The organism is Amycolatopsis sp. 3B14 (assembly GCF_050958625.1).
Lineage (GTDB): Bacteria > Actinomycetota > Actinomycetes > Mycobacteriales > Pseudonocardiaceae > Amycolatopsis_E > Amycolatopsis_E thermoflava.
Genome location: NZ_JBHZEN010000025.1, coordinates 133,545 through 159,352 on the forward strand (window position 1 = coordinate 133,545; position 25,808 = coordinate 159,352).

Consider the following 25,808-nt stretch of genomic DNA (forward strand, 5'->3'; position numbering starts at 1 on the left):
GGAGGACAGGATGGAGAGCGCAGCCTTGGTGATCGCGCGTCATGGAGAGTCCCGGTGCAGCCGGGAGGGGATCGTGGGGGGTCCCCTCGGCTGCACCGGGCTGACCGAGCTGGGACGGTGGCAAGCAGCTCGGCTGGCCGCCGTGCTCGCGAAAGAGCACGACGCGAAGCCGTTCGCCGCGCTTTATGGCACCTCGGTGCGTCGTGTCGCGGAAACCGCGGAGATCGTCGCGGCGCGGCTCGATCTACCGCTCGCGATCGCCGACGAACTGCGTGATCCCGACTACGGCGAGGCCGACGGCCGTCCATGGCGGGAGGTCCTTTCCGGTGTCCGAGCGGGGCCCGAGGACGGGCTCGGGATCGCCATCGCACCGGGAGCGGAGAGCTGGAAGGACTACCTCGACCGCGTCACGACCGGACTCACCCGGCTGCTCGACCGGCATCGGGGCGAGCGAGTCCTCGTCATAGGGCACGGTGAAACCGTCACCGCGGCAGCACACATCTTCCTCCGGCTGCCCCCGGAAGCCCGGGTCCGAGCCGGTTTCGAGGTTGCGCCGACGGGCATCACGCGCTGGGAACTCCAACCACTCGTTCCCGGAATCCGGGAGCGGCACCATCGCTGGGTCCAAGTCACCCACAACGACACTGCCCATCTGGTCGGTGCCGGCACCGCGAACGAAGGAGGAGCCCCGCCTTGACTTCCCCCGAACAGAGACCGAGCGCGTCCCGGCTGTACAGCCTCTACCTGGGCGGAACGCACTACCGCGACGTCGAAAAGAGCTTCGCGGAGCAGACGGTGTACCCGTTGATCCCCTTCATCGTCGAATGGGCGCAGCTGAGCCGGGAATTCCTCAAACGGGCGGTCGCGTTCTGCCACCAGCGGGGGATCCGCCAGTTCGTCGATGTCGGTGCCGGATACCCGACTCCCGAATGGAACGTGCACGACATTGTGCCCGGTGCGTGCGTCGTCTACGTCGACAACGACCCGGAAGTGGTCACCGCGTTGTCCGAACTCGCCGGTGGTGACATCGGGCCCCATGCTGTTCTCGGCGACGTGCGCAGGCCGTCCGATCTGTTGAAGAGACTGGACGACCTGCTGGACTTGGCACAACCTGTTGCTCTGCTCATGAACTCGGTACTGCATTTCGTCGAACACCCCGCGCCACTCGTGAGCGAATGGATGGAGGCGTTGGCGCCGGGCAGCTATCTCGTTGTCGCGCACGGAGCGGTCGACGACGCGTCCGCGCCTCCCGACGACCGAGCCGAACTGGTCCGGCGCTACGCGCGCAATTCCGCGAGGTTGATTCCGCGGACGACCGTGCAGATCGCCGAGTTCTTCCGCGGGCTCGAACTCGTACCCCCGGGTCTGGTTCCGGCGGCGGATTGGCGATCGGACATCCCACCCGCGTTCCACGACCAGCGGGCCCGTCGTGGCTGCCTCGCCGGCGTCGGGTACAAGCAGCGGCGGTGATCCACGTTCCCGTCCCCTGTCGGTGGGCCTACGCACCTCCTTACGCGGTGGGCGAATCCGAGGTTGCCCGGCCGCGCAGGAAAACCAGGACCACGGAGATCACCAGGCCGAGAGCACCGGCCAGCACGAACGTGTTGCCGAGGCCGACGGCGTTCACCACCGGCTGCGCCAGCAGCGGCGAGGCGAACTGGCCGAGGAACAACGCGGACGTCAGCATCCCGAGCGCGCGGGTGCGGGCCGCGGGGTCGACCGAAGCGACCACCCACCCGTTCATCACCGGGTTCTGCAGGCCGATGCCGACGCCCGTGATGAGCATGCCGAGCGCCGCCGTCCAGATCCCGCCCGCGAGGCCGAGCACGACCAGCCCGGCGGCGTAGGCGGCGAAGAGCACAGCGGCGAGGACGCGGAAGTCCCACCGGGCGCGCAGTCGCCGGAAGTTCAGGCCCACCAGCGTCATGACGAGGTTCAGCGCGGCGATCAGCACGCCGACGACGACCGGGCCGGTGCCGGTGACCGCACCCAGCCAGAACGGCGCCTGCGTCGGCACGGTGTAGAAGACGACCACGCCGAGGAACATCAGCGCGTACAGGCCGAACAGCCGCGGTGTCCGTTGTGGACGGCCGGGGGCCGTCGGGGACTTCGGCGCCTCGGGCACGAACCGGAGGACGAGCACGACCATCGGCACCGCGAGCAGGTACACCGCGAACGGCCCGCGCCAGCTGAGGTCGGCCAGCACCCCGCCGAGCAGGAGGGCGACGACGCCGCCGAACCCCATCGCGGCGCCCTGCAGCCCCAGCACCCGGCCGTGTTCGCTGGCCGGGTAGTGGTCGGCCAGCAGCGCCGTCGAGGTCACCATGATGGCCGCGATTCCCGCGCCGAGCACCGCGCGGCCGGCCAGCAGCCCGGGCAGCCAGTCGAGCACCAGGCCCGACCCGCCGCCGACGACGTAGAGCACCAGCCCAGCGGTGAGCACCCGGACCCGCCCGGCACGGCCGCTCAGCCGAGCGAGCAGGGGCGCGGCGAGCATGATCGCGAGCCCGGGGAGGGTGAGGACGAGGCGGACCAGCAGCGCGGCGTTCGGGGTGGCCGCGAAGTGCTGTTCCATTCCCGGCAGCGCGGGAGTGATGGTGGCGCTGGCCATGATGGTCATCGTGCTGACGCCCAGCAGCGTGAACAGGAGCGTCCTGGGGGGCATCCGCAACGGGGTCGCTGTCGCATCCGTCATGGTCACGACGTTAGAAGTTGGAGTTAACTCGAGGTCAAGCCCGAGGTTCTCAGGCGGGTTGCGGAAAGCGGTCGATGTTGGCCTCCACCCAGGTGCGCAGCGCGGCCAGCGGGACGGCCGCGTCGGCGCCGAGCGGGGTCAGCCGGTACTCCACCCGCAGCGGCACCTCCGGGAACACCTCGCGCTCGATCAGCGCGTGCGACTCGAGCTTGCGCAGCGTCTGGGTCAGCACCTTCGGGCTGACGCCCTGCAGCCGCGCCCGCAGCGCGCCGAACCGCTGCGGGCCGCCCTCCAGCGCGCCCAGCACCAGGGCGCTCCACTTGTTCGCCAGCAGGTCGAGCATGTCCCGGCACGGGCACGCGGCGGCGTAGACGTCCTTCGGGCCACAGGTCTGCACGCTGCGATGGTACCCGATGGGAACTTGTGAGCCTTGCAGGTAACTACGCTCTTCCGACTACCGTCGCCGCCATGACGACCATGCGCGCGGTGGCTTACCGCAAGTCCCTCCCCGTCACCGATCCCGCCGCACTCGAGGACGTCGAGCTGCCGGTCCCGGAGCCAGGGCCGCACGACCTCCTGGTGCGCGTCGAGGCGGTGTCGGTCAACCCTGTCGACACGAAGGTGCGCGCCGGTTCCGACCCGGGCGGCGAGCCGCGGGTGCTCGGCTTCGACGCGGCCGGCGTGGTGACCGCGACCGGCGCCGAGGTGACCCTCTTCCGGCCCGGCGACGAGGTCTACTACGCGGGCACGATCGACCGGCCGGGCACGAACGCCGAGTACCACGTCGTGGACGAGCGCATCGTGGGCCCGAAGCCGCGGAGCCTGTCGTTCGCCCAGGCCGCGGCGCTGCCGCTGACCACCATCACCGCGTACGAGACGCTGCACGACCGGTTCCGGGTCGGCCCGGACAGCACCGGCACGCTGCTGGTCCTCGCCGGCGCCGGCGGGGTCGGTTCGATCTTGATCCAGCTGGCCAGGGCGCTGACGGGGCTGACCGTGGTGGCGACCGCGTCCCGTCCGGAGTCGCGGGACTGGGTGCGCTCGCTGGGCGCCCACCACGTGGCCGACCACCGGGACCTGGTCGCGAGCGTGCGGGAGGTGGCGCCGGACGGCGTGGACTACGTGTTCTCGCCGAACACCGCCGGCCGGATCGAGGAGTTCGCCGAGCTGCTGCGCCCCGGCGGAGCGATCACCGCGATCGACGAACCGCCGGGGCTGGAGTTGTTGCCGCTCAAGGGGAAGAGCATCAGCTTCCACTGGGAGCTCATGTTCACCCGCCCGCTGCACGGCTGGGACCTGATCGCCCAGCACAACCTGCTCGCACACGTCGCCGAACTGGTCGACGCGGGTGTCGTCCGGACCACGCTGACGACCGAGCTGAAGCCGATCAACGCTTCGACGGTGCGGCAGGCGCACGAGCTGACGGAGACCGGGCGGACCGTCGGAAAGACGGTGATCTCCGGCTTCTGATCGGCGATACTGCCGGTTGTGCGAGCGGAGTTGATCGAGCGGGTGCGGCGGGGCGAGCGGGTCGAGTACCTGTTCTTCTGGGGCCACCGGCCGGAGCCGGACGGCAGCGCGGGGCGCGGGTGCCTGAGCCAGTGGTGGCCGGCGCGGTTCGTCGCGGACGGGCGCGAGTTCGCCACGGCGGAGCACTACATGATGTGGCGCAAGGCGCTGCTGTTCGACGACGCGGCGGTGGCTGAGGAGGTGCTGCGCGCCCCGCACCCCGGGCGGGCGAAGGAACTGGGCCGCCAGGTGGCGGGCTTCGAGCCGGCCCGCTGGGAGGCGTCCCGGTACGACATCGTGGTCGCCGGATCGGTCGCGAAGTTCGGGCAGAACCCCGAGCTGGGGCGGTTTCTGGTGGGCACGGGTTCGCAGGTGTTGGTGGAGGCCAGTCCGGTGGATGCGATTTGGGGAATCGGCGTCGCGGCGGATGACCCGTGTGCCGGGGAGCCGGAGCGGTGGCCGGGGCTGAACCTGCTGGGCTTCGCGCTGATGGACGCGCGGGCGCGGCTGGCAGGTTGAGATGGGCTTGTTCAACGTGGTCGACGTGCCGGGTGAGCCGGTGTGCCGCAGCTGTGTCCGGGCTGGGCGCCGCAACGCGCAGTTTCGGTTCGGCGCGTGCAACCTCCGCCGGTACCGCGTCGGGGACTCCTTGGAGTGGGGGGAGTGGGACGCGGGCGTCCCGGGCCGCCCGCTCGTGGCGGCCCGGGGCTACGGCTCGCGCTGTCCGCACTGCGGGTTTGACGACGACCTGATGTTAGACGTCATCATCGAGCACGACATCGTGACCGCGGTCCGCCCCGAGACCGGCAAGATCGACTATTCGGGGCAGGACCACGAGTGGGTCGAGCTGGGTCGATAGGACTCGCCCACTCGTCGGTCAGCGGCCGTCGAACACGTCGGCCACCCAGTCGGCTATGTAGCTGCTCACGTAGGGCAGGTGGTCCAGCCCGATGTGCTCCGTCGCGCCCTCGGCGGGGCTGAAGATCCGCAGGTCGCGCCGTGGGCTGGCAGTGGCCTGCTCGTACGACCGGTGCGCGTACGCCAGCGGGATCTGCCGGTCGTTCTCGCCGTGGCAGATGAGGAACGGGATGTCGATCTTCTCCACCACGCCGTCCAGGTTGACGGCGTCCGCGAAGTCGATGAACTCCGCCAGGTCGGAGTGCCCCCACACCCAGAGCACGTGCTCCCAGTAGTGCGGCACCGGCCGCTCGCCCTCGCGCTCCAGCCGTCGCCGCTGGACGGCTCCCCAGTCGTGGTTCGCGCCCCACGCCACCACCAGCGCGAGCCGCTTTTCGAAGGCGGCGGCGCGGGGCGCGTAGTAGCCGCCCAGCGACCAGCCCACCAGGCCGATCCGCGAGGAGTCCACATCGGACCTCTCGACCAGGTAGTCCACGCACGCCGACGCCCACGCCTCGGTGTCCACGCGCGCCGTGAGTCCCTGCAGCCGCAACGCCTCGCCGGAACCGGGGCAGTCCACCATCAGGCACGAGATCCCGCGGGCCGCCAGTTCCTCCCAGTGTCCGGAGGAGTACATGTGCTCCTTGGTCGAGTCCAGCCCGTTCCACATGATCATCACCGGTGCCGGGCCCTCGACCGGCGCCGCGCTGAAGTACGCGGGCAGCGTCGTGCCCTCGTACGGGATCTCGACCCGCGACACACCGGGCGCGAAACCCTTCTCCTGCAACGACAGCACCCGCCGGTAGGTGTCCAGCCGGCCCGGCGCCGACGCGCTCTGCATCCGCTCGGCCTGGCACAGGTAGTTCGTCGCCCGCGCGTACAGCTGCCGCGCGGTGCGGGTGTGCCCCGCCGCCTCCGCCTCTTCCGCCTGCCCCACGAGCTGGTCGGTCAGCGCGGTCCACGCGGTCAGGAAGTCGGCCGTCCCCGCGTCCTCACCGCGCTGCGCGGCCTCCTTGATCGGGCGGCACGCGCGGTCGACCTCGTCGATCAGCCCGCCGCTGTTCAGCGTCGCCACGACGCCCAGGTTCCAGACGTAGTTGCCCGGGAAGTACTCGAACATTGAATTCCTTTCAGTCACGCGAAGCGTGTCCGTTGAGGGTGGTGGTGGGCCGGCGGGCGGGGCCTTTCAAAACCTCACTGATCGATTTCACGCCCCCGTGCGCGGTCAGCCCGCCGTCGACCGGGATCTCCGCGCCCGTGATGAACGACGCCTCGTCCGAGAGCAGGAACACCACCAGCGGCGCGACCTCGTCGACGGTTCCGGTGCGGCCCAGCGGGGTTTCGGCGATGTTCGCGTCCCGGAAGTCCGCCGCTGCCGAGGCGGTCATCGGCGTCTCGATGTAGCCGGGGTGCACCGCGTTGACCCGGATCCCGCGCGCGCCCAGCTCCAGGCACGCCGCCCGCGTCAGCCCGCGCAACGACCACTTGCTCGCCGTGTACGCCACCGGGTAGTGCCCGGTCAGCGCCGCCACCGAGCCGACCGTCACGATCGACCCGCCCGCGGGCATCAGCGGCAGCACGGCCTGGATCGCCCGTACCACCCCGCCGACGTTCACGTCGTGCACCCGCGCCAGGTCGGCCGGGTCGACCTCGTCCAGCCGCGCCCGCCAGGTGACCCCGGCGTTCGCGACCAGCCCGTCCACCCGCTCCAGCCGGGACGCCAGCTCGGCCCAGCCCGCCGAGTCGGTGACGTCGAGCTGCACGTACTCGACCCCGGGCAGCGGCTCCACCGGCGAAGCGCCCAGGTCCACGCCGATCACCCGGGCGCCCTCCTCGGCCAGCAGCCGCGCCTCCGCCGCGCCCTGCCCCTGTCCGGCGCCGGTCACGACGACGACCTTGCCGGCCACCCTCATCGCTTGCGCTTCCGCGGCCGGGGCCGCGCGGCCCGCACCGGGGGCAGCTCCACACCGGCGACGACGGTGTTGCGGATCGTCCCGATGCCCTCGACGGTCATCTCCACGACGTCACCCGCCGCCAGCGGCGGCAGCTCCCGGCCGCGGCCCCACAGCTCGGCGAGGCAGCCGCCGTTGCCGCAGGTCCCGGAGCCGAGCACGTCCCCGGCCCGCACCCACGTGCCGCGCGAGGCGTAGGAGACCAGCTCCTCGAACGGCCAGCCCATGTTGGACAGCAGGTCCTGCCCGATCTCCGTGCCGTTCACCGACACCCGCAGGTCCAGCTCCAGGAACCCGTCACCGTCGCGATAGGACTCCAGCTCGTCGGCCGTCACCAGCCACGGCCCGAGCGTCGTCGCGGAGTCCTTGCCCTTGGCCGGGCCGAGCTGCACCTTCATCTCGCGCCGCTGCAGGTCACGGGCGGACCAGTCGTTCAGCACGGTGTACCCGAAGATCTCCACCTCGTCCGGCGCCAGCGACGACCCGTCCCGCCCGACCACGGCCGCGACCTCCAGCTCGAAGTCGAACAGCCGCGAGCCCGGCGGCACCGGCACGTCGTCGAACGCGCCGAGCAGCGCGTACGGGTTGGTGAAGTAGAACGTGGGTGCCTCGTACCACTCCGGCACGACCCCTGACCCGCCTGAGACGCTGGCGACCACACCCTCCACGTGCTCCTCGAACGCGACGAAGTCCCGGACCGTCGGCGGTTCCAGCGGCGGCAGCAACCGCACGCGATCCAGCGGCACCGACGGTCCACTCAGGACTGAGGAACCGGCTTCCAGTGCGGCCGGCAGCCCGGCTCGCACCAGGCCGAGCACCGTCACGTCCGGCGGCAGCGGGTGTACGCCGTCGCCGACGACGACACCGGCCCGCACCTCGCCGTCCAGCGAGTAGGTGGCGAAACGCATCAGGACCTCCTCACACCGGCGGGGCGACGAACAGGCCCTTGTCCGGGTCGTTGAACGACTTCTGCGCGACGAACTCGTTCATCGCGTTCGCCGTGCCCCACTGGTCGGACACCTCGGGGTCGCTGAAGTCGTACAGGTGCGGGTGCCAGGTGTCCTCGTCGATCAGCTCCAGCTCGGTGGTGTACTCCATCGTGTTGCCGTGCGGGTCGAGGAAGTAGCTGAACGTGTTGTTGCCTGCCAGGTGGCGGCCGGGGCCCCAGATCTTCTCCACCCCGGCGCGCAGCAGCCGTCCGGTGCCGCGCATGTACTCGTCCAGGCCGCGCATCTCGAACGACACGTGGTGCAGCGACGGGTGCGGGCAGCGGGCGATGGCCATGCTGTGGTGCCACGAGTTCACCCGCATGAACCACATCATCTCGCCCATCCGCGGGTGCATCAGGATGTCGGAAAGCCGGAACCCGAGGTGCTTCTCGTAGAACGCGCGGGTGCCCTCCGGATCGGCGGAGTTGATCACGACGTGCGACAGCCGCACCGGAATCGACTCGCCCTGCTCGACCTTGCGGTGCGCGCGGACGGCGACGTCGGCGCTGATCTCGATCGTGCGGCCCTCGTTGTCGAAGAACCGGAACCCGTAACCGCCGCCGGGGGTGTCGATGGCGCCGGGCTCGCTGACCAGCCGCACGCCGGAGGACGCCAGCTGTGCGGCGAGGGTGTCCACATCGGACGGCGTGGCGGCGCCGAACGAGATCAGGTCGATGCGCTTGTCGTCGGCCTGGCGCAGCCGGATCACGTACTGCTCGGGCGATCCTTCGGCGGCCAGGAACGCGATGCCGGTGTCGGTGTGCTCGGTGGTCAGGCCCCAGGCGCCGGTGAAGAAGCCCTGCTGCCGGGCCAGGTCCGGCACGGCGAGGTCGACGTGGCGCAGGTGGGTGATGAGTCGGTCGGTCATGGGTCCTCCTGGATCAGGCGGGCTGGGTGACGAGTGCGGCGACGCGGCCCATCAGGCCCGGCACGTCGCCCTGTTCGTGGTCGAGGAGCCACTGGCCGAGCTGGTTGGACGCGTCGACGACGGCCTTGGCCCGCTCGTAGCGGCGGTCGGTGAAGGCCTGCCACAGCGTGTCGTCCAGCGCGTCGGCGGCGAGCAGCAGTTCGGTGAGGACGGCGGCGTCCTCCAGGGCCTGCGCGCCGCCCTGCGCGAGGGTGGGCGGGCAGGAGTGCGCGGCGTCGCCGATGAGCACGACGCGGCCCCGGTGCCACGGCGGCGGCAGCACGTGAGTCTCGAACCAGGTGTAGTTGACGCGGGACGGGTCGGTCAGCGTCTCCCGGATCTCGTCCCACGGGCCGTGGTAGGCCGCGGCCAGCTCGCGCATCGTGGCCAGCCGCTCGTCCGGGGTGAGCGCGGAGCGGTCCTGCGCGTCCTCGACGACGTAGGCGTAGAGCGAGTTCTCCCCGGTGGGGCAGTAGCCGGCGATGTAGCACGGGCCGCCGTAGTACAGGTCGGTGCGCGTGACCGACGCCGGGCGCGGGCCGAACGCGCGCCAGATACCCATGCCGGTGGCGCGGGTCTCCAGTTCGACGCCGAGCATGCGGCGCACCGACGACCGGATGCCGTCGGCGCCGACCACCAGGTCGTACCGCGCGGACGAGCCGTCGGAGAACACCACCCGGCCGTCGGTCTCCAGCTCGGTGACGGTGACGCCGAAGCGGGTCTTCACACCGGTTTCGGCCGCGCGGTCCAGCAGGATCCGCGCCAGCGCCGGGCGCGGCATGCCCATCGTGGCAGGCAGGTCCGGGCCGCCGGTGCGGGCGTCCGGGATCTCCACGAGCAGGGTGCCCGCGGGGTCGGGTGCGCGCAGACCGAGGCTGTCGAAGCCGAACCCCTCGGCGCGCACCCGCTCCCACACGCCCAGGTTCCGAAGTTCCCGCAAAGCGTTGCCCTGCAAGGTGATCCCCGACCCGATGGCGGCGACGTCGGGCTTGATCTCGACCAGGTCCACGGCGACGCCGTGCGCGGCGAGGCCGATCGCGGTGGCCGTCCCGGCGAGGCCGCTGCCGACCACCAGGACGTTGTTCACGGCTGGCATGGGAACTCCTACTTCACGGCGACGGGTGCGACCGGGGCGCCGACCGCGCCGGTCACCGGGATGGGGTCGGCGGCGAGGAAGAACTCGTACACGCCGTCGGCTGCGCAGTCCGCGGCGAGCGCGTCGAGGTCCCACATCTCGCCGAGGAACAGGCCGATGTGCGGGATGCAGACCTGGTGCAGCGGCTGGAACGCGACGTCGAACTCGTTGGGCCGCACCTCGAAACCCCAGGTGTCGGTGGCGATCCCGGCGATCTCGGTACCGTGCAGCCAGTCCGCGGTGGTGAACGACAGGCCGGGCGCGTCGCCGCCGGCGTAGTCGCCCCAACCGTCCCGCCGGGCGCGGGTGAGCCGCCCGGTCCGCACCAGCAGCAGGTCGCCGCGGCCGACGTGGGCCGTCTCGCCCTGCGCGGCGATCGTCGCCTCCAGGTGCTCGGCGGTGATCGCGAACCCGTCCGGCAGCTCGCCGTCGTCGCCGATCGCGCGCCCGACGTCGAGCAGCACGCCGCGGCCCGCGATCCGGCCGGCGGTGGTCTCGATGCCGGTCACCCGGTCGCCCTCGCTGGTGACGACATCGCCTGCGCGGCGGCCGTTGTAGGCGGTGCCGTGGTCGAAGATGTGGCCGAGCCCGTCCCACTGCGTCGAGGCCTGCAGCGGCATGAACACGACGTCGTCCGCGCCGCCGAGGCCGTGCGGGAAACCCTGACCGCGTTCGGCGTCCAGGCCGGTGTCGAGCATCGTGTGGACCGGGTTGGTGCGGCGGCGCCAGCCCTTCTGCGGGCCGTCGGCCTCGAACCGCTGCGCGAGCGAGAAGCTCTTGCCCTGCCGGACGAGTGCGGCGCCTTCGCGGCGCTTGGCCTCGTCCAGGAAGTTCAGCGTGCCGAGTACGTCCTTGGCTCCCCAGCGGCCCCAGTTGGAGCACCGCTTGGCCGCGGCGGCGATCGCGCCTTCGGGATCGGTGCGGTCGTGGATCACGTCGGTTCCTCCTTGAGCGACGAGTCCACTGTCGGGCACCGCGGCGGTATCAGGGAAGACGAAATCGGTTATGGGAGGTATCAGCCTGGCTGATGTAGCCTGCGCTGGTGAACCTGGCGAGCCTGGACCTGAACCTGCTGGTCGCGCTGCACGCGCTGCTGCAGGAGCGCAGCGTCACGCGCGCGGCCGAGCGGATGGGGCTGAGCCAGCCCGCGGTGTCCGCGCACCTGGGCAAGCTGCGCCGGCACTTCGGCGACGACCTGCTGATCCGGGTCGGCAACTCCTACCGGCTGACCCCGCTGGCGGTGCAGCTCAAGGAACGGGTGCGGGTGGCGATCTCCGGGGTGGAGCGGGTGTTCGCCGCCGAACCGGACTTCGACCCTGCGTCCTCGGCCCGCGAGTTCTCGCTGCTGATCAGCGACTACGGCGTCGCGGTGCTCGGCTCGGAGATCGCCGCGCTGCTCGCCGCGGAGGCCCCCGGCACGCGGCTGCGGCTGACCGCGAACACCCCGCCGCTGGTCGAGCAGGCGGCGCAGGCCCTGGTCAACCACGACCTGCTGCTGATGCCGCACGGGTTCATCACCGACCTGCCCTACCGCGAGCTGTACCTGGACGACTGGGTGTGCCTCGTGTCCCGGGACAACCCGGATGTCGGCGAGGAGCTGACCGTCGAGCAGCTGAAGACGATGCCGTGGGTGGTCACCTACCACGGCCCGACGGCGTCCACGCCCGCCGCGCGGCAGATGCGGATGCTCGGCATCGAGCCGAACGTGCAGGTGGTGACGGAAACCTTCCTGACCGTGCCGAGCCTGGTCCGCGGCACCGGCCGGGTCGCGCTGCTGCAGCGCAGGCTCGCCGCCGGGGTGCCCGCCGAGCTGGGTGTCCGGGCGCTGCCGTGCCCGCTGGAAATCGGCCCGCTACGCGAGGCGATGTGGTGGCACCCGATGTACGACGACGATCCCGAGCACCGCTACCTGCGGGACGTCGTCCTCCGCGCGACCGCTGTCCTGGATCAGATTCCCTGATAGTTTGCCGGCTCATGGCGACCCCGTACGAGCCACCGCGACCCGCTTCCGCACCGCGATCACCTTCGAGACCGCCGAGGACTCGCCGGAGCACGCGTGGCTCAACCACGTCATCGCGGTGAGCTCGGCGCTGCGCCGCCCGGACGCGGTGCTGCTGAACGTGTACGCGGTCTGCTGAACGGGCAGGCGGGTAGCGTCCGGCGCCGTTGGAGGAGGCGCGGTTGGACCGGGAAGCGCTGGCGGAGCTGATCGCCTGCACCGGCGTCCGTCGGCGGTAGGCGAGGTTCCCGCCCATGGCCGCTCGGCTGGTGCTGTCGGCGGGTTTCCGCCGGTCGTCGCCCGGGAACTCCTGGTCATGGGCGCGAAGACGGTCACCGAGCGGGAGCGGAAGTTCGACTTCGACGACGGCCGGCCGGTGCCGCGGCTGGCCGGGGTGGGCCCCGTGGCGGAGCAGTCCCCGCCGAGGGAGTCCAGGCTCGACAACACCTACTACGACACCCGGGACCTCCGGCTGGCGCGCGCCGGCGTGACCCTGCGCCGCCGCACCGGCGGAGACGACGCGGGCTGGCACCTCAAGCGCCCGGCGGCGGCCGGGGCCCGCGAGGAGACCCAGCTGCCGCCGGGCGACCACCTGCCACCTGAACTCGCCGACGCCGCGCGCGAGTGGACCGGTGGTTCGGACCTCGTCGAGATCGCGCACCTCCGCGTCGACCGCTTCACCCACGACCTCACCGCCGCCGACGGGCGGCGGCTGGCCGTGCTGACCGACGACCACGTCCACGGCGAGCGTGCCGGCGACCACGCGCACCTGGACCACTGGCGTGAACTCGAGGTCGAACTCGACGACGCCGAACCGGAACTCCTCGACACCCTCGCCGAAGCCCTCGTCGCGGACGGGGTGCGGCCCGCGCACTGGCCGTCGAAGCTGCGACGCCTGCTCGCCGCCGACCTGGTCGCCGACGAGGAGCCCGGCAACGCCGGGGACACCGTCATGACCTACCTGCGCGCGCAGGTCGAGGCGATCCGCCGGTACGACGAGGGCGTCCGGCGCGGCGACGAGGACTCGGTGCACCAGTTGCGCGTCGCGATGCGGCGGCTGCGGAGCGCGTTGCGCGGCTACCGGCGCCTCTTCGTGCGCGACCGGGCGAAGGCGCTGGCGGACGAGCTGAGGTGGGCCGGACGGGTGCTGTCCCCGGCCCGGGACGGCGAGGTCCGGCGCGAAACGCTGCTCGCCGAGCTCGCGAACCTCCCGCGCGAGCCGGAAACCGAGCACGCCCGCCGCACGCTCGTGTCGCGTTTGGACGAAGCAGCCGAGCGGGACCGGCGGGCTCTGCTCGCGGAACTGACCGGCGAGCGCTACGCCCGGCTGCTGGGCGCGCTCGACGAGTGGGTGGCCGATCCGCCGTTGACGATCGCCGCCGAGTCCGGGCGCCGCGAGTTGCGCAAGGCCCTCCGCCGCGCGAGCCGGCGGCTGACGGCCGCGGCGGAGGCGGTGCGCGACGCGAGCGACCCCGACGCCGCCCTGCACGAGGTGCGCAAGAAGGCGAAGGCGGCGCGGTACGCGGCCGATGTGGCGAAACCGTTGCTGGGCAAGCGGGTGCGCTCGTGGCGGCGGGCGGTCAAGCAGGTGCAGAGCGAGCTGGGCGAGTATCACGACCTGGTGAGCGCGGGTGAACTCCTCCGGCAGCGAACGGGTGATTCGGTGACCGACGCGTTCGTGTTCGGGCGCCTGTACGAGCGCGGCCGCGCCCGCCGCGCTGCCCTGTGGGAGAGCTTCGAGCGGCGGAAGCTGCCGGGCGCGCCGTGACCGCGGTACCGTTCGACGATGGCGACTGTCGGCGACGTGACACGGCTGGTCACCGAGCTGCCCGAGGTGACCGAGGGGGAGCGGCACGGTCACCGGACGTGGTCCGTCGCCGGTAAGGCGTTCGCCTGGGTGCGGCCGTTCAGCAAGGCCGACCTCCGCCGGTTCGGCGACGAGGCCCCACCGGACGGGCCGATCCTCGCGATCCGGGTGGACGACCTCGGCGAGAAGGAGGCGGTCCTCGCGGCGAACCCGGACGCCTTCTTCACGATCCCGCATTTCGACGGTTACGCGGCGGTGCTCGTCCAGTTGCGGAAGGTGTCCCGCACAGCGCTGCGTGAAGCGCTCACCGACGGGTGGCTCGCCGTCGCGCCCGCGAAGCTGCGCGGCCGCCTGACCGACGGACCTGGTGACGAGGACATCGCGGGCGTTTAATGACCCGGTGGACACGCGCGTCCTGCTCGAGCGGGCCGGCGCGGCTTACGACCGGCGGGCCTGGGCCGACGCCTGTGACTCCCTGGCCGCCGCCGACCGGGAAACCCCTCTCGCGCTGCCGGACCTGGAGCGGCTCGGCGAGCTGGCCCTGTTGCTGGGCCGCCCGGAGGAGGCCGCCGACGCGTTCCGCCGCTGCTACGAGCAGCACGTGCACGCCGGCGCGATCGGCCGGGCCGTGCGGTGCGCCTTCTGGTTGCGCGAGGTGTGCGCGTTCCAGGGCGAGTTCTCGCGCGCACAGGGCTGGATGGCGCGGGCGGCGCGGCTGCTGGCGCACGACCCGGGCTGCGCGCAGCGCGGCTACCTGCTGATCGGCGAGGCCGAGCGGCAGACCGGGGACGCCGCGTTCGCGACCGCCGCGGAGGCCGTCGAGCTGGGGAACCGGTGCGGTGACCGGGATCTCGTGGCCATCGGGGTGCAGGTCCAGGGCCGCGCCCGGCTCGCGCAGGGCCGCGTCGAAGAGGGGCTCGCGCTGCTGGACGAGGCGATGCTCGACATCTCCGCGGGCGCGTGTTCCTCACAGGTGACCGGTTGGATGTATTGCAGCATGATCGCCGCCTGCCGCGACGTGCACGAGCTGGGCCGCGCCCGCGAGTGGACCGCCGCGGTGAACGCCTGGTGCGACGCGAGCCCGCAGTTCACCGGCGCCTACTCCGGCATCTGCCGGGTGCACCGCTCGGAGCTGCTGCAGCTCGTCGGCGAGTGGCCGGACGCGGTCCGCGAGGCGCGGACGGCCTGCGCGCGGCTGGACCATCGGTACGGGCACGTGGTCGCGGGTATGGCCTACTACCAGCTCGCCGAGATCCACCGGTTGCGTGGCGAGTTCGCCGACGCCGAGAGCTCCTACCGGCGGGCCGGCGAAAGCGGGTGGGACATCCAGCCGGGCCTGGCGCTGCTCCGCCTGGCCCAGGGCCGCGCCGACGCGGCGGACGCGTCCCTGCGCCGTGCCCTGGCCGAGGCCGAGGACGACATCAGCCGGTCCCGCCTGCTGCCCGCGCAGGTGGAAGCCGCGATCGGCAACGGCGACCCGGGGTGCGCCCGGGCGGCGGCGGCCGAGCTGACCGCGATCGCCGGCCGGTTCCACACGCCCGCCCTGCGCGCGCTGGCGTCGGGCGCGACCGGCGCGGCGCTCCTCGCCGCGGGTGACGAGTCCGCGGCGCTGCCGCCGTTGCGGACCGCGCTGCGGCTGTGGTGCGAACTGGACGCGCCCTACGAAGCGGCGCGGACCCGGTGCCTGGTCGGGCTGGCCTGCCGCGCGCTCGGCGACGAGGACGCCGCGGAGGTGGAGCTGGACGCCGCCGCGGAGGTGTTCACGCGGCTCGGTGCCGAACCGGACCTGGCCCGGGTGCGCGGCGCTCGCCGCGGCGCCTCGCTGCTGAGCCCGCGGGAGACCGAGGTGCTGCGGCTGCTGGCCGCCGGCGCCACCAACCGCGGGATCGCGCGGGAACTGGTGCTGAGCGAGAAGACCGTGGCGCGCCACGTCAGCAACATCTTCGCCAAGCTCGGGGTGGGCTCGCGCACCGCGGCGGCGGCGTACGCCTTCCAGCACCGGATCGGCTGACTGGGCAGAACTACCCATGCCGGGGGCCGGGGAATTGGGTCGTTCACCCGAGGTTCCGTGGCGGGCCGCGGGCCTAGCGTCGGTGTCCTCGGAAAAGCTGGAGGTGCACGATGAGGTTCGACACGGTGGTCATCGGCGGCGGGCAGGCCGGGCTTTCGGCCGGGTACCACCTGGCCCGCGACGGCAGGCGGTTCGTGATTCTCGACGCGCATGAGCGGATCGGCGACTCGTGGCGGCGGCACTGGGATTCGCTGCGGCTGTTCAGCCCGGCGCGCTACGACGGCCTGCCCGGGATGCGGTTCCCCGCGCCACCCGGCAGTTTCCCCACGCGGGACGAGATGGCCGACTACCTGGAGGCCTACGCGCAGCGGTTCGAACTGCCGGTGCGCTGCGGCACGCGGGTGGAGCGGCTGTCGCAAGAGGACGGCGAGTTCGTGGTGACCGCGGGGGGCCAGCGGTTCGAGGCCGCCAACGTGGTGGTCGCCTCGGGCGTGTGGGGCGCGCCGTCCATCCCGGCCTTCGCGGGCGAGCTGAGCCCGGAGATCCGCCAGATGCACTCGAGCGAGTACCGGAACCCGGCGCAGCTGCGGCCAGGGCCGGTGCTGGTCGTCGGGGCGAGCCACTCCGGCGCGGACATCGCGTACGAGGTTGCCAGCGAGCACCCGACGATCCTGTCCGGCACGGACACCGGCGAGATCCCGTTCTACTTCGAAGGCCGTGTCGCGTCGATGGCGTTGCGGGTGCTGTGGTTCGCGGCGACCCGGGTCCTCACCGTGAACCGGGCGGTGGGCCGCAAGCTGCGTGCGGAGGTGCGCGGGCACGGCGGGCCCCTGATCCGGGTCAAGAAGGAGGACCTGCGCAAGGCCGGTGTGGAGCGGGTCGTCGACAAGACCACCGGCGTCCGGGACGGCATGCCCGTGCTCGCGGACGGGCGCGTGGTGGATGTCGCGAACGTGGTGTGGTGCACCGGTTTCCGCCCCGACTACGGGTGGATCGACCTGCCCGTCACCGGCGAGGACGGCTACCCCGAGCAGGAGCGCGGCGTGACGTCGGTGCCCGGCCTGTACTTCGTCGGGCTGCCGTTCCTGCACTCGTTCAGCTCGATGCTGGTGGGCGGAGCGGGCCGCGACGCCGAATACGTGGTCCGCCACCTGGCCCGCCGCGCCCCCGAGGTGTCCGCGGCGGACCTGACGACGCTCGGGATGGACCACCAGGCGCACGGAAACCTGACCGAGGCGCGGCGGCTCTACCAGCGGGCGCTGCGGACGCTCGACCGGTGACGCGGGGGCCCGGCTGAGGTCTGGCCCCGGGCGGGGCACCCCGCTCCCCGCGCGACGCACGCCGCGCGGGGAGCGGCCGCTGCCGGAATGGGGCCGGCGGAGTGCGGGCTGCCCTTGCCGGCCGGCCAGCAGTGAGGCGCGCCTGTCCGCCCGGCGAGGGCACCCCGCCGCAGCATGTCCGGTGCGGGCGTTCGATCCACGGCCGCATCAGCCCGCGGTGCCCGAACCCCCGCCCCCAGCGTCAGAGCCCGCCGTGCTGCCGGTCCGCGCGGAGCGCCGTCGTCAGCGCGTGGGCCTCCTTGAGCAGCAGCGCGCCCAGCTGCGCCCGCCGCGGTTCGCGGAAGCGAGACTCCACCCCGGTCAGCGTCAGCGCCCACGCCGGCTCCCCGGACGAGCCGAACACCGCCGCCGCCATGCCCCAGCTGCCCTCGACCACCAGGCCCGGGTTGACGGCGTACCCCCGCTCCCGCGTCTCGGCGATCCGCTCCCGCAGCGGCCCCGGCGCGTGCGCCGCGCCCCACCGCTCCGTCAGGTCGACCCGCGCCAGGTAGTCGTCGATCTCCCGGTCGGACAGCAGCGACAGCACGACCAGCCCGGCCGAGACCACGCCCAGCGGGAACCGCGCGCCCTCGTACAGCACGAACGACCGGATCGGGAAGTCGCCGTCCTCGCGCAGCAGGCACACCGTCTCGTCGCCGCGCCTGGCGGAGAAGAACGCGCTCTCCCCGGTCGCCGCGGCGAGCCGGTGCACGCTGGCCCGCGCGTGCTGCGTCACGTCGTAGCGCGCGGCCGCCGACTCGCCCAGCAGGTACAGCTCCGGGCCCAGGTACCAGCGGCCGCTGCGCTGGTCGCGGTCGACGAACCCCTCGTCGGCCAGCGCCGCCAGCAACCGGTGGACCGTCGGCCGGGCCAGCCCGGTCAGCCGCGACACGTCGGAGGTCGACGCACCGGGCTCACCGGCCGCGGACAGCGCACGAAGCACCAGCGCGGCGCGGCCGATCAGGTGGGCGGGCGGCATGTCCCCATGGTACGTCCACTCAGTGAACGCCAAACCTCGAGCCGTTCACCTGACGAGAGATCCAGAACGGCTGCTTGACCGGGTTTCCCCAGGTCGTCTTGACTGCGGGCAGGTGCTCATCCCACGGACGCTCGAAGGAGAGTTCACGTGTCCAAGGTGTTCGGCGCGGCCGCCGACGCGATGGCAGGCGCGCTGCGAGACGGCATGACGATCGCGGTCGGCGGCTTCGGTCTGTCCGGCATCCCCTACGACCTGATCGAGGTCGTCCGCGAAGCCCGGGTCCGCGATCTGACGATCGTGTCGAACAACATGGGTGTGGACGGCAAGGGTCTCGGGCTGCTGCTGGAGAACAAGCAGGTCCGCAAGGTGATCGCGTCCTACGTCGGGGAGAACAAGCTGTTCGCGCAGCAGTACCTGGACGGTTCGGTCGAGGTCGAGTTCGCGCCGCAGGGCACGCTGGCCGAGCGGATGCGCGCGGGCGGCGCCGGCATCCCGGCGTTCTACACGAAGACGGGCGTGGGCACGCCGGTGGCCGAGGGCAAGCCGCACGCCGAGTTCGACGGCGAGACCTACGTGCAGGAGCGCGGCATCGTCGCCGACCTGGCGCTGGTCCACGCCCACACCGCCGACCGGGAGGGCAACCTCGTGTACCGGATGGCGGCCCGCAACTTCAACCCGGTGGTCGCCACCTGCGGCCGGGTGACCGTGGTGGAGACCGAGGTCCTGCTCGACGGCTACGTCGACCCGGACCTGGTCATCACCCCCGGCGTGTTCGTCGACCGCCTGGTGGTCGCCACGCCGCGGGAGAAGGAGATCGAAAAGCGCACGGTGCGCCCGCGGGCGCTCGCCGGGACGGAGGCGTGACCATGGGCTGGAGCCGCGACGAGATGGCCGCGCTGGCGGCGGCGGAACTGCGCGACGGGGACTACGTGAACCTCGGCATCGGCATTCCCACGCTGGTGGCCAACCACATCCCGGATGGCGTCCGGGTGACCCTGCAGAGCGAGAACGGCATCCTCGGCCTCGGCCCGTTCCCGTTCGAGGGCGAGGAGGACGCCGACCTGATCAACGCGGGCAAGCAGACGGTGACCGTCCAGCCCGGCGCGAGCTTCTTCGACTCGGCGACGTCGTTCGCCATGATCCGCGGCGGGCACATCGACCTGGCGATCCTCGGCGCGCTGCAGGTGGCCGCCAACGGCGACCTGGCGAACTGGACCGTGCCCGGCGCGCTGGTGAAGGGCATGGGCGGCGCGATGGACCTGGTCGCGGGCACCAAGCGGATCATCGTGATCACCGACCACGTGGCGAAGGACGGCAGCCCCAAGATCGTCGAGACGTGCACGCTGCCCCTGACCGGCGCGGGCGTGGTGGACCGGATCATCACGGACCTCGCGGTGCTGGACGTGACGCCGGAGGGCCTCCGCCTGGTGCGCCTCGCGCCGGGAGTCACGGAGGAGGAGCTGCGGGAGAAGACGGGCGCGAAGGTGCTGGAGCCGGTAGCGGGTTAGGTCTGCGACCGGGTGGGACCGTTGGTTGACAGTCCCACCCGGTCACCGCACGGGTTGCCCGGCAGAGCCGCTTGGTCACGGCGCGGCTTGCGGGTGGCGCCGCGGTCGCGGTGCGGCTTGTCGGGCAGCCGCGCTCCGTCGCTGCGCGGCCTGCCCGGCGCGCGGTGACGGTCTGGCTCGCCGACAGACCCGCTTGGTCACGGCGCGGCTTGCCGGTGGCGCCGCGGTCGCGGTGCGGCTTGTCGGGCAGCCGCGCTCCGTCGCTGCGCGGTCTGCCCGGCGCGCGGTGACGGTCTGGCTCGCCGACAGACCCGCTTGGTCACGGCGTGGCTTGCCCCGGCGGCCCCGCCGGGGCCCGCACGCCTCCCGCGCCCAGCGTCAGGGCATCCGCCACACCAGCGGGTTGCCGTCGTAGTCGTTGCCGTCGTAGCGGGCCGCCACCACCGGGTCGTCCGGCGATGTCGCGTCCAGGTCCGCGTTCTCGTACCGCGCGCCCGGGTGGTCGAAGTCGCCGGGGGAGAGGCGCGGCGCGCAGCTCGGGATGTCGCCCGTGATGAACGTTCCCGTGGTCTCCCCGTCGCCGACCAGGGCCTCCAGCGTCGGGCCGACCTTGGTGCCGAAATCGGTCCCGGTCAGGTTCTCCACGGTGTAGCGGATGCAGTACGGCGTCAGCCCCTGCGCCTTGTCGCCGAACGCGGTCCGGAACTCGTTCTGGTCCGCCTGCTCGATCGCGGTGACGGTGATCGCCAGCAGACCCTCGTCGATCCCGTCGGAGTAGTTGACGACCGCGCGCTGCCCGACGGTCAGCGAAGTGCCCGGCGGCGTCGTGGGTTCCACGATGGGCGGCGGGGCGCTGCTGCTCGTCGCCGCCGCGCTCGGAGCGTCCGAAGAGGACGATCCGCACGCCGAGGCGGTCAGCGCCGCCGCCGCCACCGCTGCTGTCCGGAAGAGAGAACCACGCTTCACGCCGGTTATGATGCCGTAACCGATCAAGGCGTTCCGCGGTACCTCATCGCGATCTTGCGACCACGGCGCACCTCGCGGAAACCCAGCCGCCGGTACAGCTCGTACGCCCGCGTGTTGACCGCCAGCACGTCCAGTTCCACAGCCACCCCGCGCCGGTCCGCGTCGGCGATCAGGTCCGTGATCAGCCTGCTCCCGACGCCGCGTCCCTGGAACTCCGGCAGCAGTTCGATCCGTCCCAGGTAGAGCGAGCCGTCCCGCTGCTCGACACTGAGCATGCCCGCGTCGGTCCCGTCCACGGTCACGATCTGCCAGCGGCCGGGCGCGAAGCCGCGGTCGTGGTAAGCGCGCTGCTCCTGCTCGTCCCAGCCCCACACGGCCGCGACGTACGCGCCCATCGCGGCTTCGTGCAGCCGGAAGCAGAACTCGCGGTCGCCCTCCGTCGCGGGGCGCAGGGTGACTCGCACATGACCTCCCTAGAACGGCTCGCCCGTCCGGACGTCCACCGCCGAGCCGCGGTCGTTCGTCTCCGACGGCAGCTCCACCTGGCTCGGCGAAGGTTCGCTGATCAGCTCCACAATGTAGTGCGTCACGGCGTGGTCCTCCAGGTTGCGGATCCGGTGCGGCGTCAGGGGCCCGCCGCTGCCGACGGTCTTGAACGCCACGTACCCGGCCTCGGCGGTCTGCCGCAGCGTCCAGTCCTCGTCGCCGAGGCGCTGCGCCTCCGCCCGGCCCGGGTCCGGCCAGATGATCAGGTGGTCGTGGTGGTGCTGGTGCCAGTCGTACATCCCACGCGGCGGCAGGGTCATCGACCACACGCGCACGCGGTCGTTCTCGAACACCAGCGTGTCGCCGGGATTGGGCGTGAAACTCATCGGACTTCTTCCTTTCAGGCCAGAGCCGGTTCCTCGGTGACGGTCCGGGTCCGCGCCGCGAGCCAGCCGTAGGCCGCGGCGACGACGAGGGACAGCGGCAGCGCGCTGATGACGGGCGAATCGCTGCCGGTGATCTCCGTGTAGTGGGCGACGATGACCACCCCGCAGCTCACCAGCGCCACGCACGCGATCGACGGCGCGACCCGCACCGCCCAGGTGGACCCGCTGATCCGCCCGCGCGCGGCCGCGGTGACGATGCTCGCCGAGCACGCCGCCATCAGGTAGATGATCGCCAGCGCGGTGATCCCGGAGACCGCGGGGAAGAACGTCGCGATCGGATCGGCGCCGGCCACCGCGAACGGCACCACCACCAGCACGCACACCACCAGCTGCACGGTCCCCGCGGACACCGGTGTCTGCCGCCGGTGGTGCACCCGGCTCAGCGACCGGGGCAGGAACCCGTCGCGCGCCAGGGAGAACATGTACCGCGACGCGATCGCGTGGAAGGACAGCGCCGCGGCGAAGAAGCTGAACGTGATCATCAGGCTCAGCACCGGGCCGGCCCACCCGCCGAGGTAGGCGGTGATCGCCGAGACCAGCAGCGCGCCGGGATCGGCCTGTGCCGTCGCGACCGCGTCCGGGAACGCCGCCGCGATCGCCCACATGACGAACACGAACGTCACGGCCAGCACGATCAGCGCGGAATACGTTGCCCGGCCGACGTTCCGCCGCGCCGACCGCGCCTCCTCGCCGTAGATGGCCGCGGCCTCGTACCCGGCGAAGGACAGGATGCAGAACACCACGGCGAGCCCGAAGTTCCCGCCGAACACGCTGCCCGGCGCGAGCACGTCGAACGAGAACCCGCCCGGACGCCGCACCAGCACCGCGATCGCGAACGCCAGCAGCACCGCGAACTCGGTGACGGCGACGAAGACGTTCACCTTGCCCGCGATCGTCACGCCGAAGTAGCCGACCACCCAGGTGGCGGCCACCGCCACCAGCGCGATCACCCACCACGGGACGTCCACGCCGAGGTAGGCGGACAGCCCGGCGTGCCCGAAGTACCCGACGGCCACGCACATCCCGGCCGCCGCGACGTTGTAGGCCAGCGTCGCCACGAGCGCCGACGCGCCGCCCATGCGACGGCCGAGGCCGAACCCGATGTAGGCGAAGTAGGCGCCCGCGTTGACCACCTGGCGGCTCAGCGCCACGTAGCCCGCGGAGAACACCAGCAGGATCGCCAGCACGAGGACGAGCACGCCGACCGTGCCGGTGCCTGCGCCGAACGCGAGGCTCAGCGAGAGGTTCGAGGCGACCGCGGTCAGCGGTGCGGTCACCGCGATCACCATGAGGATCATGTCGAAGATGCCCACCGCGTTGGCGCGCAACCGGTGGTGGTTTCCGTCTGGGGTCATGAGCACTCCTGGACTTCCGGGGTGAATGGCGGTCCCCCCACCACGCCACGGAACAGCGCTCGCGAATGGTCGATACGGTATCGTCGCGTCCGAGCAGAGTACGCCGGGCGCTCCCGGCGTGTCCAGACTCTTGTTGGTCCGCTCCGGACGGGTTACCGTGGTCGAGACGATACCGTCTCGTCCATTTCTTGATTCCTTCCGGAAGGACGGCGTTCATGTCCGTTTCCACGCAATTCCGTGAAATCCCCGCCTGGCCCGCGGCGCCCGCGAGCTACGACGAGGTCGTCGACCGCGCCAGGGCGCTCCGGCCACGCATCGCCGAGCTGGGCGTCGAGGTCGACGCCCGCGGGGTCGATCCCACCGAGGCGATGCGCCTGCTCGGCGAGGCCGGTCTGCAGCGCGCGAACGTCCCCGTCGAGTTCGGCGGACTGTGGACGGGCGGCACCTTCGCCGGCTGGGACCGGGTGGTCGAGGCGGCGCTGGAGGTGACCGCGGGCGACGGGTCGACCGGCCAGTGCTGGTCGACCACCGCGCTGCAGGCCCGCGAGGTGATGTCCGCGCCGCTGCCCGTGTCGACCAAGCAGGCGCTCGCCGACGAGCTGATCTCCCAGGGGCGGCGCATCGTCGCCTCCAACGCCGAAACCGGCGGCACCGGACCGGTCACCGGCCGCCGGGTCGACGGCGGGGTGGTCGTCAACGGCGTGAAGACCTTCAACACCAACAGCGGCGGCGGTGGCCGCGACCTGGCGAACGTCAGCTTCCGCCTCACCGGGCCGGACGGTGCGACATCCCGGCACCACGCGCTGATCCGGCTCGACGCGCCCGGCGTCGAGGTGCACGGCGACTGGGACAACATGGGCCAGCGCGGCACGATCAGCCAGACCATCACCTACGCCGAGGTGTTCGTGCCCGACGGCTGGCACTACGCGGCGCCCGAGTCGGAGGTCGTGTTCGTCGACCTCGTGCTGCCCGGCCACGCGTTGCTGCTGCAGGGGATCGGCGAAGGCGCGTACGCGGCGATGCTGGAGTACCTGCGCGGGCTGAACCGCGCGAGCATGCCGATGTTCGCCTCCGCCATGGAGGATCCGCTGATGCACCGGCAGATCGGCGAGATGGCCGCGGAACTCGCCGCGGGCCGCGCCTACCTGCTGGACACCTGCCGGAAGCTGGCGAACTCCGACGACACGACCGACCTGCGCGCGCTGATGACCGAGTTCTTCAAGGTCAAGGTCGTGTGCACCACGGCGGCCCTGGACGTCACCGCGCGCGTGCACGACCTCACCGGCGCGCGCAGCACCGCCAACAAGTACCGGCTGGACCGGTTCTGGCGCAACGCCCGCACGTTCGCCAGCCACGACAGCATCGACGCCAAGAACGCGTTCGTCGGCGCCGCCGAGCTGAACGGCGAGATCCCCGACGCCGGCCGTTACCTGCCGGGGGTGCGCAAGGCATGACGCTGCCGCACCCGTCCGACGTCGCCTTCGTGCGGCCTGCCTCGCACCACATGGCGGACCCTCGCTTGTGGACGGTCCGCCCGGTGCGGATCCTCGACGACGCCGAGTCGTACCTCAACGTCAAGTACGCGATCCCGGTCGGCTGGCGGCCGCTGACGCTGGACCTGCACGTCCCGCTCGGCGCGACCGGCCCGGTGCCGGTGGTGGTGTACGCGCACGGCGGGAGTTTCCTCGGCGGGGTCAAGGAAATGGGGCCGTGGGCGAGCCTGCCGCGGCACGGGATCGCGGTGGCGTCGGTGGACTACCGGCTCGCCGGCGAGGCGCGGTACCCGGAGCCGGTCGAGGACGTGCTCGCCGCGATCCGGTGGGTCCGCGTCCACGCCCACCGGTACGGGCTGGACCCGGCGCGCGTCGCCGGGTGGGGCAGTTCCGCCGGCGGGTACCTGATGGCGCTGGCCGCGCTCACCGACCGCATCGGACGGCCGGTCGGCGATCACCCCGCGGTGTCCGCGCGGCTGTCCGCGGTAGTGCTGCACTACCCGGTCACGGACTTCTCGACGATCGTCGAGGACGCGTTCGAGCCGACGGCGGCCGGTCTGCGCAACGCGGTCGACGTCGGCTCGCAGTTCTTCGGGTTCCCGCTGGCGGCGCGGCCCGGGGTGGTGGCCGGGGCGGCGGTGTCCCGCGCGGTGGCGGCGGCGTCGCGGGTGCCGCCGTTCCGGATCAGCCACGGCGACGCCGACCGCCGGTCCGGGCTCGGGCAGAGCAGGCGGCTGCACGAGGCGGTGCTCGCCGCGGGCGGACAGTCCACTTTGGAGGTCGTGTCGGGCGCGGACCACGCCACCGCTGTGTTCAGCAGCCCGGAGGTCGTGGGCCCGGCGGTCGCGTTCCTCCGCGGCGCGTTCGAGCTGGAAGGAGTGACGACATGATCGACGGGACCAAGTTGCGGGCGGCGTTCGGCCAGTTCCCGAGCGGGGTGGCGGCGGTGTGCGCGCTGGTCGGCGGTGAACCGGTGGGCATGGCCGCGAGCACGTTCACCGCCGTTTCCCTGGACCCGCCGCTGGTTTCGGTGTGCGTGCGGAAGGCGTCGCGGACCTGGCGGACGTTGCGAGCGGCGCCGGAGCTCGGGGTCAGCGTGCTGTCGGCCGGGCAGGGCGGGATCTGCCGCAGCCTGGCCATGCCGGACGGGGACCGGTTCGCCGGGGTGCCGTGGGTGGCGCGTGGCAGCGCCGTGCTGGTCGAGGACAGCGCGTTGCAGCTCGAATGCCGGCTCACCGGTGAGGTCGACGCCGGTGACCACGTCATCGCGCTGCTCGGCATCACGGCGTTGCGGGATTTCCCGGGGGCGGAGCCGGTGGTGTTCCACCGCAGCACGTTCCGGGTGCTGCGGTGAA

29 protein-coding genes are annotated in these 25,808 nt (G+C 72.2%); 16 read left to right on the forward strand and 13 right to left on the reverse strand.

What is annotated here, in order from left to right; translation table 11 throughout:
• The first annotated feature begins 10 nt into the window (after positions 1-10).
• Together ACCP09_RS16200 and ACCP09_RS16205 are read left to right on the forward strand one after the other, a co-directional pair.
• Positions 11-697, forward strand: a complete 687-nt coding sequence (locus ACCP09_RS16200) for a histidine phosphatase family protein (protein ID WP_431905060.1) — start codon at positions 11-13, stop codon at positions 695-697.
• A complete protein-coding gene (locus tag ACCP09_RS16205) occupies positions 694-1,470 on the forward strand; it encodes an SAM-dependent methyltransferase (protein ID WP_433747503.1) in 777 nt (258 codons plus the stop codon). Before ACCP09_RS16200 ends, ACCP09_RS16205 begins: the two co-directional genes overlap by 4 nt.
• A gap of 40 nt (positions 1,471-1,510) precedes the next feature.
• Here ACCP09_RS16205 and ACCP09_RS16210 read toward each other — a convergent pair whose 3' ends face one another.
• Together ACCP09_RS16210 and ACCP09_RS16215 are read right to left on the reverse strand one after the other, a co-directional pair.
• The gene (locus ACCP09_RS16210) at positions 1,511-2,695 is read right to left on the reverse strand and encodes an MFS transporter (RefSeq protein WP_123685225.1); all 1,185 of its coding nucleotides are present in this window, start codon (positions 2,693-2,695) and stop codon (positions 1,511-1,513) included.
• 49 nt (positions 2,696-2,744) lie between these two features.
• On the reverse strand, positions 2,745-3,092 hold the full coding sequence (locus tag ACCP09_RS16215; protein WP_231960756.1) for a winged helix-turn-helix transcriptional regulator: 348 nt from the start codon (positions 3,090-3,092) through the stop codon (positions 2,745-2,747).
• A gap of 71 nt (positions 3,093-3,163) precedes the next feature.
• On the opposite strand from ACCP09_RS16215, the gene ACCP09_RS16220 reads away from it, so the two are divergent.
• From ACCP09_RS16220 to ACCP09_RS16230, 3 genes are read left to right on the forward strand one after another with little or no spacing between them, the layout of a single operon-like run.
• On the forward strand, positions 3,164-4,165 hold the full coding sequence (locus tag ACCP09_RS16220) for a zinc-binding alcohol dehydrogenase family protein (RefSeq protein ID WP_378362866.1): 1,002 nt from the start codon (positions 3,164-3,166) through the stop codon (positions 4,163-4,165).
• A gap of 18 nt (positions 4,166-4,183) precedes the next feature.
• Complete coding sequence (locus ACCP09_RS16225; RefSeq protein WP_084022759.1) at positions 4,184-4,723, forward strand: NADAR family protein; 540 nt, start codon at positions 4,184-4,186, stop codon at positions 4,721-4,723.
• A 1-nt stretch (position 4,724) separates the two neighbouring features.
• Positions 4,725-5,063, forward strand: a complete 339-nt coding sequence (locus ACCP09_RS16230) for a hypothetical protein (RefSeq protein WP_433747509.1) — start codon at positions 4,725-4,727, stop codon at positions 5,061-5,063.
• 18 nt (positions 5,064-5,081) lie between these two features.
• Here ACCP09_RS16230 and ACCP09_RS16235 read toward each other — a convergent pair whose 3' ends face one another.
• Genes ACCP09_RS16235 through ACCP09_RS16260 form a run of 6 tightly spaced genes read right to left on the reverse strand, consistent with a single transcriptional unit; the run spans position 5,082 to position 11,019 of the window.
• On the reverse strand, positions 5,082-6,221 hold the full coding sequence (locus ACCP09_RS16235) for an alpha/beta hydrolase family protein (protein ID WP_027934611.1): 1,140 nt from the start codon (positions 6,219-6,221) through the stop codon (positions 5,082-5,084).
• A gap of 10 nt (positions 6,222-6,231) precedes the next feature.
• On the reverse strand, positions 6,232-7,014 hold the full coding sequence (locus tag ACCP09_RS16240) for an SDR family NAD(P)-dependent oxidoreductase (RefSeq protein ID WP_433747513.1): 783 nt from the start codon (positions 7,012-7,014) through the stop codon (positions 6,232-6,234).
• Positions 7,011-7,961, reverse strand: coding sequence for a fumarylacetoacetate hydrolase family protein (locus tag ACCP09_RS16245; protein ID WP_378362871.1), 951 nt, complete (start codon positions 7,959-7,961; stop codon positions 7,011-7,013). The genes ACCP09_RS16240 and ACCP09_RS16245 overlap by 4 nt, the downstream gene beginning before the upstream one ends.
• A gap of 10 nt (positions 7,962-7,971) precedes the next feature.
• Positions 7,972-8,910, reverse strand: a complete 939-nt coding sequence (locus ACCP09_RS16250; protein ID WP_433747517.1) for a VOC family protein — start codon at positions 8,908-8,910, stop codon at positions 7,972-7,974.
• Between the two features lie 13 nt (positions 8,911-8,923).
• On the reverse strand, positions 8,924-10,045 hold the full coding sequence (locus ACCP09_RS16255; protein WP_123685233.1) for an FAD-dependent oxidoreductase: 1,122 nt from the start codon (positions 10,043-10,045) through the stop codon (positions 8,924-8,926).
• 8 nt (positions 10,046-10,053) lie between these two features.
• Entirely contained in the window at positions 10,054-11,019 is a 966-nt protein-coding gene (locus ACCP09_RS16260; protein WP_433747521.1) for a cyclase family protein, read from the reverse strand.
• Between the two features lie 107 nt (positions 11,020-11,126).
• On the opposite strand from ACCP09_RS16260, the gene ACCP09_RS16265 reads away from it, so the two are divergent.
• The 6 genes from ACCP09_RS16265 (at position 11,127) to ACCP09_RS16290 (ending at position 17,181) form a co-directional block, all read left to right on the forward strand.
• Positions 11,127-12,044: a LysR family transcriptional regulator gene (locus ACCP09_RS16265; protein WP_433747524.1), complete on the forward strand. Its 918-nt coding sequence runs from the start codon at positions 11,127-11,129 to the stop codon at positions 12,042-12,044.
• Between the two features lie 4 nt (positions 12,045-12,048).
• Positions 12,049-12,222: a DUF3237 family protein gene (locus ACCP09_RS16270; RefSeq protein ID WP_433747527.1), complete on the forward strand. Its 174-nt coding sequence runs from the start codon at positions 12,049-12,051 to the stop codon at positions 12,220-12,222.
• A gap of 177 nt (positions 12,223-12,399) precedes the next feature.
• The gene (locus ACCP09_RS16275) at positions 12,400-13,851 is read left to right on the forward strand and encodes a CHAD domain-containing protein (protein WP_433747530.1); all 1,452 of its coding nucleotides are present in this window, start codon (positions 12,400-12,402) and stop codon (positions 13,849-13,851) included.
• Between the two features lie 18 nt (positions 13,852-13,869).
• Positions 13,870-14,283 carry an MmcQ/YjbR family DNA-binding protein gene (locus ACCP09_RS16280; protein ID WP_123685241.1) on the forward strand — a complete coding sequence of 138 codons (414 nt, stop codon included), beginning with the start codon at positions 13,870-13,872 and terminating at the stop codon, positions 14,281-14,283.
• Between the two features lie 7 nt (positions 14,284-14,290).
• Entirely contained in the window at positions 14,291-15,901 is a 1,611-nt protein-coding gene (locus ACCP09_RS16285; protein ID WP_433747534.1) for a LuxR C-terminal-related transcriptional regulator, read from the forward strand.
• Positions 15,902-16,011: 110 nt separating this feature from the next.
• Positions 16,012-17,181: a flavin-containing monooxygenase gene (locus ACCP09_RS16290; protein WP_433747537.1), complete on the forward strand. Its 1,170-nt coding sequence runs from the start codon at positions 16,012-16,014 to the stop codon at positions 17,179-17,181.
• A gap of 241 nt (positions 17,182-17,422) precedes the next feature.
• Here ACCP09_RS16290 and ACCP09_RS16295 read toward each other — a convergent pair whose 3' ends face one another.
• Entirely contained in the window at positions 17,423-18,199 is a 777-nt protein-coding gene (locus tag ACCP09_RS16295; protein WP_017984235.1) for an IclR family transcriptional regulator, read from the reverse strand.
• A gap of 147 nt (positions 18,200-18,346) precedes the next feature.
• Between ACCP09_RS16295 and ACCP09_RS16300 the strand changes: the two genes are divergently transcribed.
• Positions 18,347-19,063 (forward strand): CoA transferase subunit A, encoded by a 717-nt coding sequence (locus ACCP09_RS16300; RefSeq protein ID WP_027934622.1) that lies wholly within the window; start codon positions 18,347-18,349, stop codon positions 19,061-19,063.
• A gap of 2 nt (positions 19,064-19,065) precedes the next feature.
• Complete coding sequence (locus ACCP09_RS16305) at positions 19,066-19,707, forward strand: CoA transferase subunit B (RefSeq protein WP_037323002.1); 642 nt, start codon at positions 19,066-19,068, stop codon at positions 19,705-19,707.
• Between the two features lie 378 nt (positions 19,708-20,085).
• On the opposite strand, the gene ACCP09_RS16310 is transcribed toward ACCP09_RS16305, so the two are convergent.
• Genes ACCP09_RS16310 through ACCP09_RS16325 form a run of 4 tightly spaced genes read right to left on the reverse strand, consistent with a single transcriptional unit; the run spans position 20,086 to position 22,960 of the window.
• Positions 20,086-20,673: a hypothetical protein gene (locus tag ACCP09_RS16310; RefSeq protein ID WP_433747541.1), complete on the reverse strand. Its 588-nt coding sequence runs from the start codon at positions 20,671-20,673 to the stop codon at positions 20,086-20,088.
• A gap of 23 nt (positions 20,674-20,696) precedes the next feature.
• A complete protein-coding gene (locus ACCP09_RS16315; RefSeq protein WP_027934624.1) occupies positions 20,697-21,137 on the reverse strand; it encodes a GNAT family N-acetyltransferase in 441 nt (146 codons plus the stop codon).
• A gap of 9 nt (positions 21,138-21,146) precedes the next feature.
• Positions 21,147-21,545 carry a hypothetical protein gene (locus ACCP09_RS16320; RefSeq protein WP_027934625.1) on the reverse strand — a complete coding sequence of 133 codons (399 nt, stop codon included), beginning with the start codon at positions 21,543-21,545 and terminating at the stop codon, positions 21,147-21,149.
• A gap of 14 nt (positions 21,546-21,559) precedes the next feature.
• Positions 21,560-22,960 (reverse strand): APC family permease, encoded by a 1,401-nt coding sequence (locus tag ACCP09_RS16325; RefSeq protein ID WP_431910484.1) that lies wholly within the window; start codon positions 22,958-22,960, stop codon positions 21,560-21,562.
• 215 nt (positions 22,961-23,175) lie between these two features.
• Here ACCP09_RS16325 and ACCP09_RS16330 point away from each other — a divergent pair, with 215 nt between their 5' ends.
• Genes ACCP09_RS16330 through ACCP09_RS16340 form a run of 3 tightly spaced genes read left to right on the forward strand, consistent with a single transcriptional unit; the run spans position 23,176 to position 25,807 of the window.
• On the forward strand, positions 23,176-24,414 hold the full coding sequence (locus tag ACCP09_RS16330; RefSeq protein ID WP_123685247.1) for an acyl-CoA dehydrogenase family protein: 1,239 nt from the start codon (positions 23,176-23,178) through the stop codon (positions 24,412-24,414).
• Positions 24,411-25,343: an alpha/beta hydrolase gene (locus ACCP09_RS16335; protein ID WP_433747547.1), complete on the forward strand. Its 933-nt coding sequence runs from the start codon at positions 24,411-24,413 to the stop codon at positions 25,341-25,343. Before ACCP09_RS16330 ends, ACCP09_RS16335 begins: the two co-directional genes overlap by 4 nt.
• The gene (locus ACCP09_RS16340; RefSeq protein WP_433747550.1) at positions 25,340-25,807 is read left to right on the forward strand and encodes a flavin reductase family protein; all 468 of its coding nucleotides are present in this window, start codon (positions 25,340-25,342) and stop codon (positions 25,805-25,807) included. The genes ACCP09_RS16335 and ACCP09_RS16340 overlap by 4 nt, the downstream gene beginning before the upstream one ends.
• The last annotated feature ends 1 nt before the right edge of the window (position 25,808 follow it).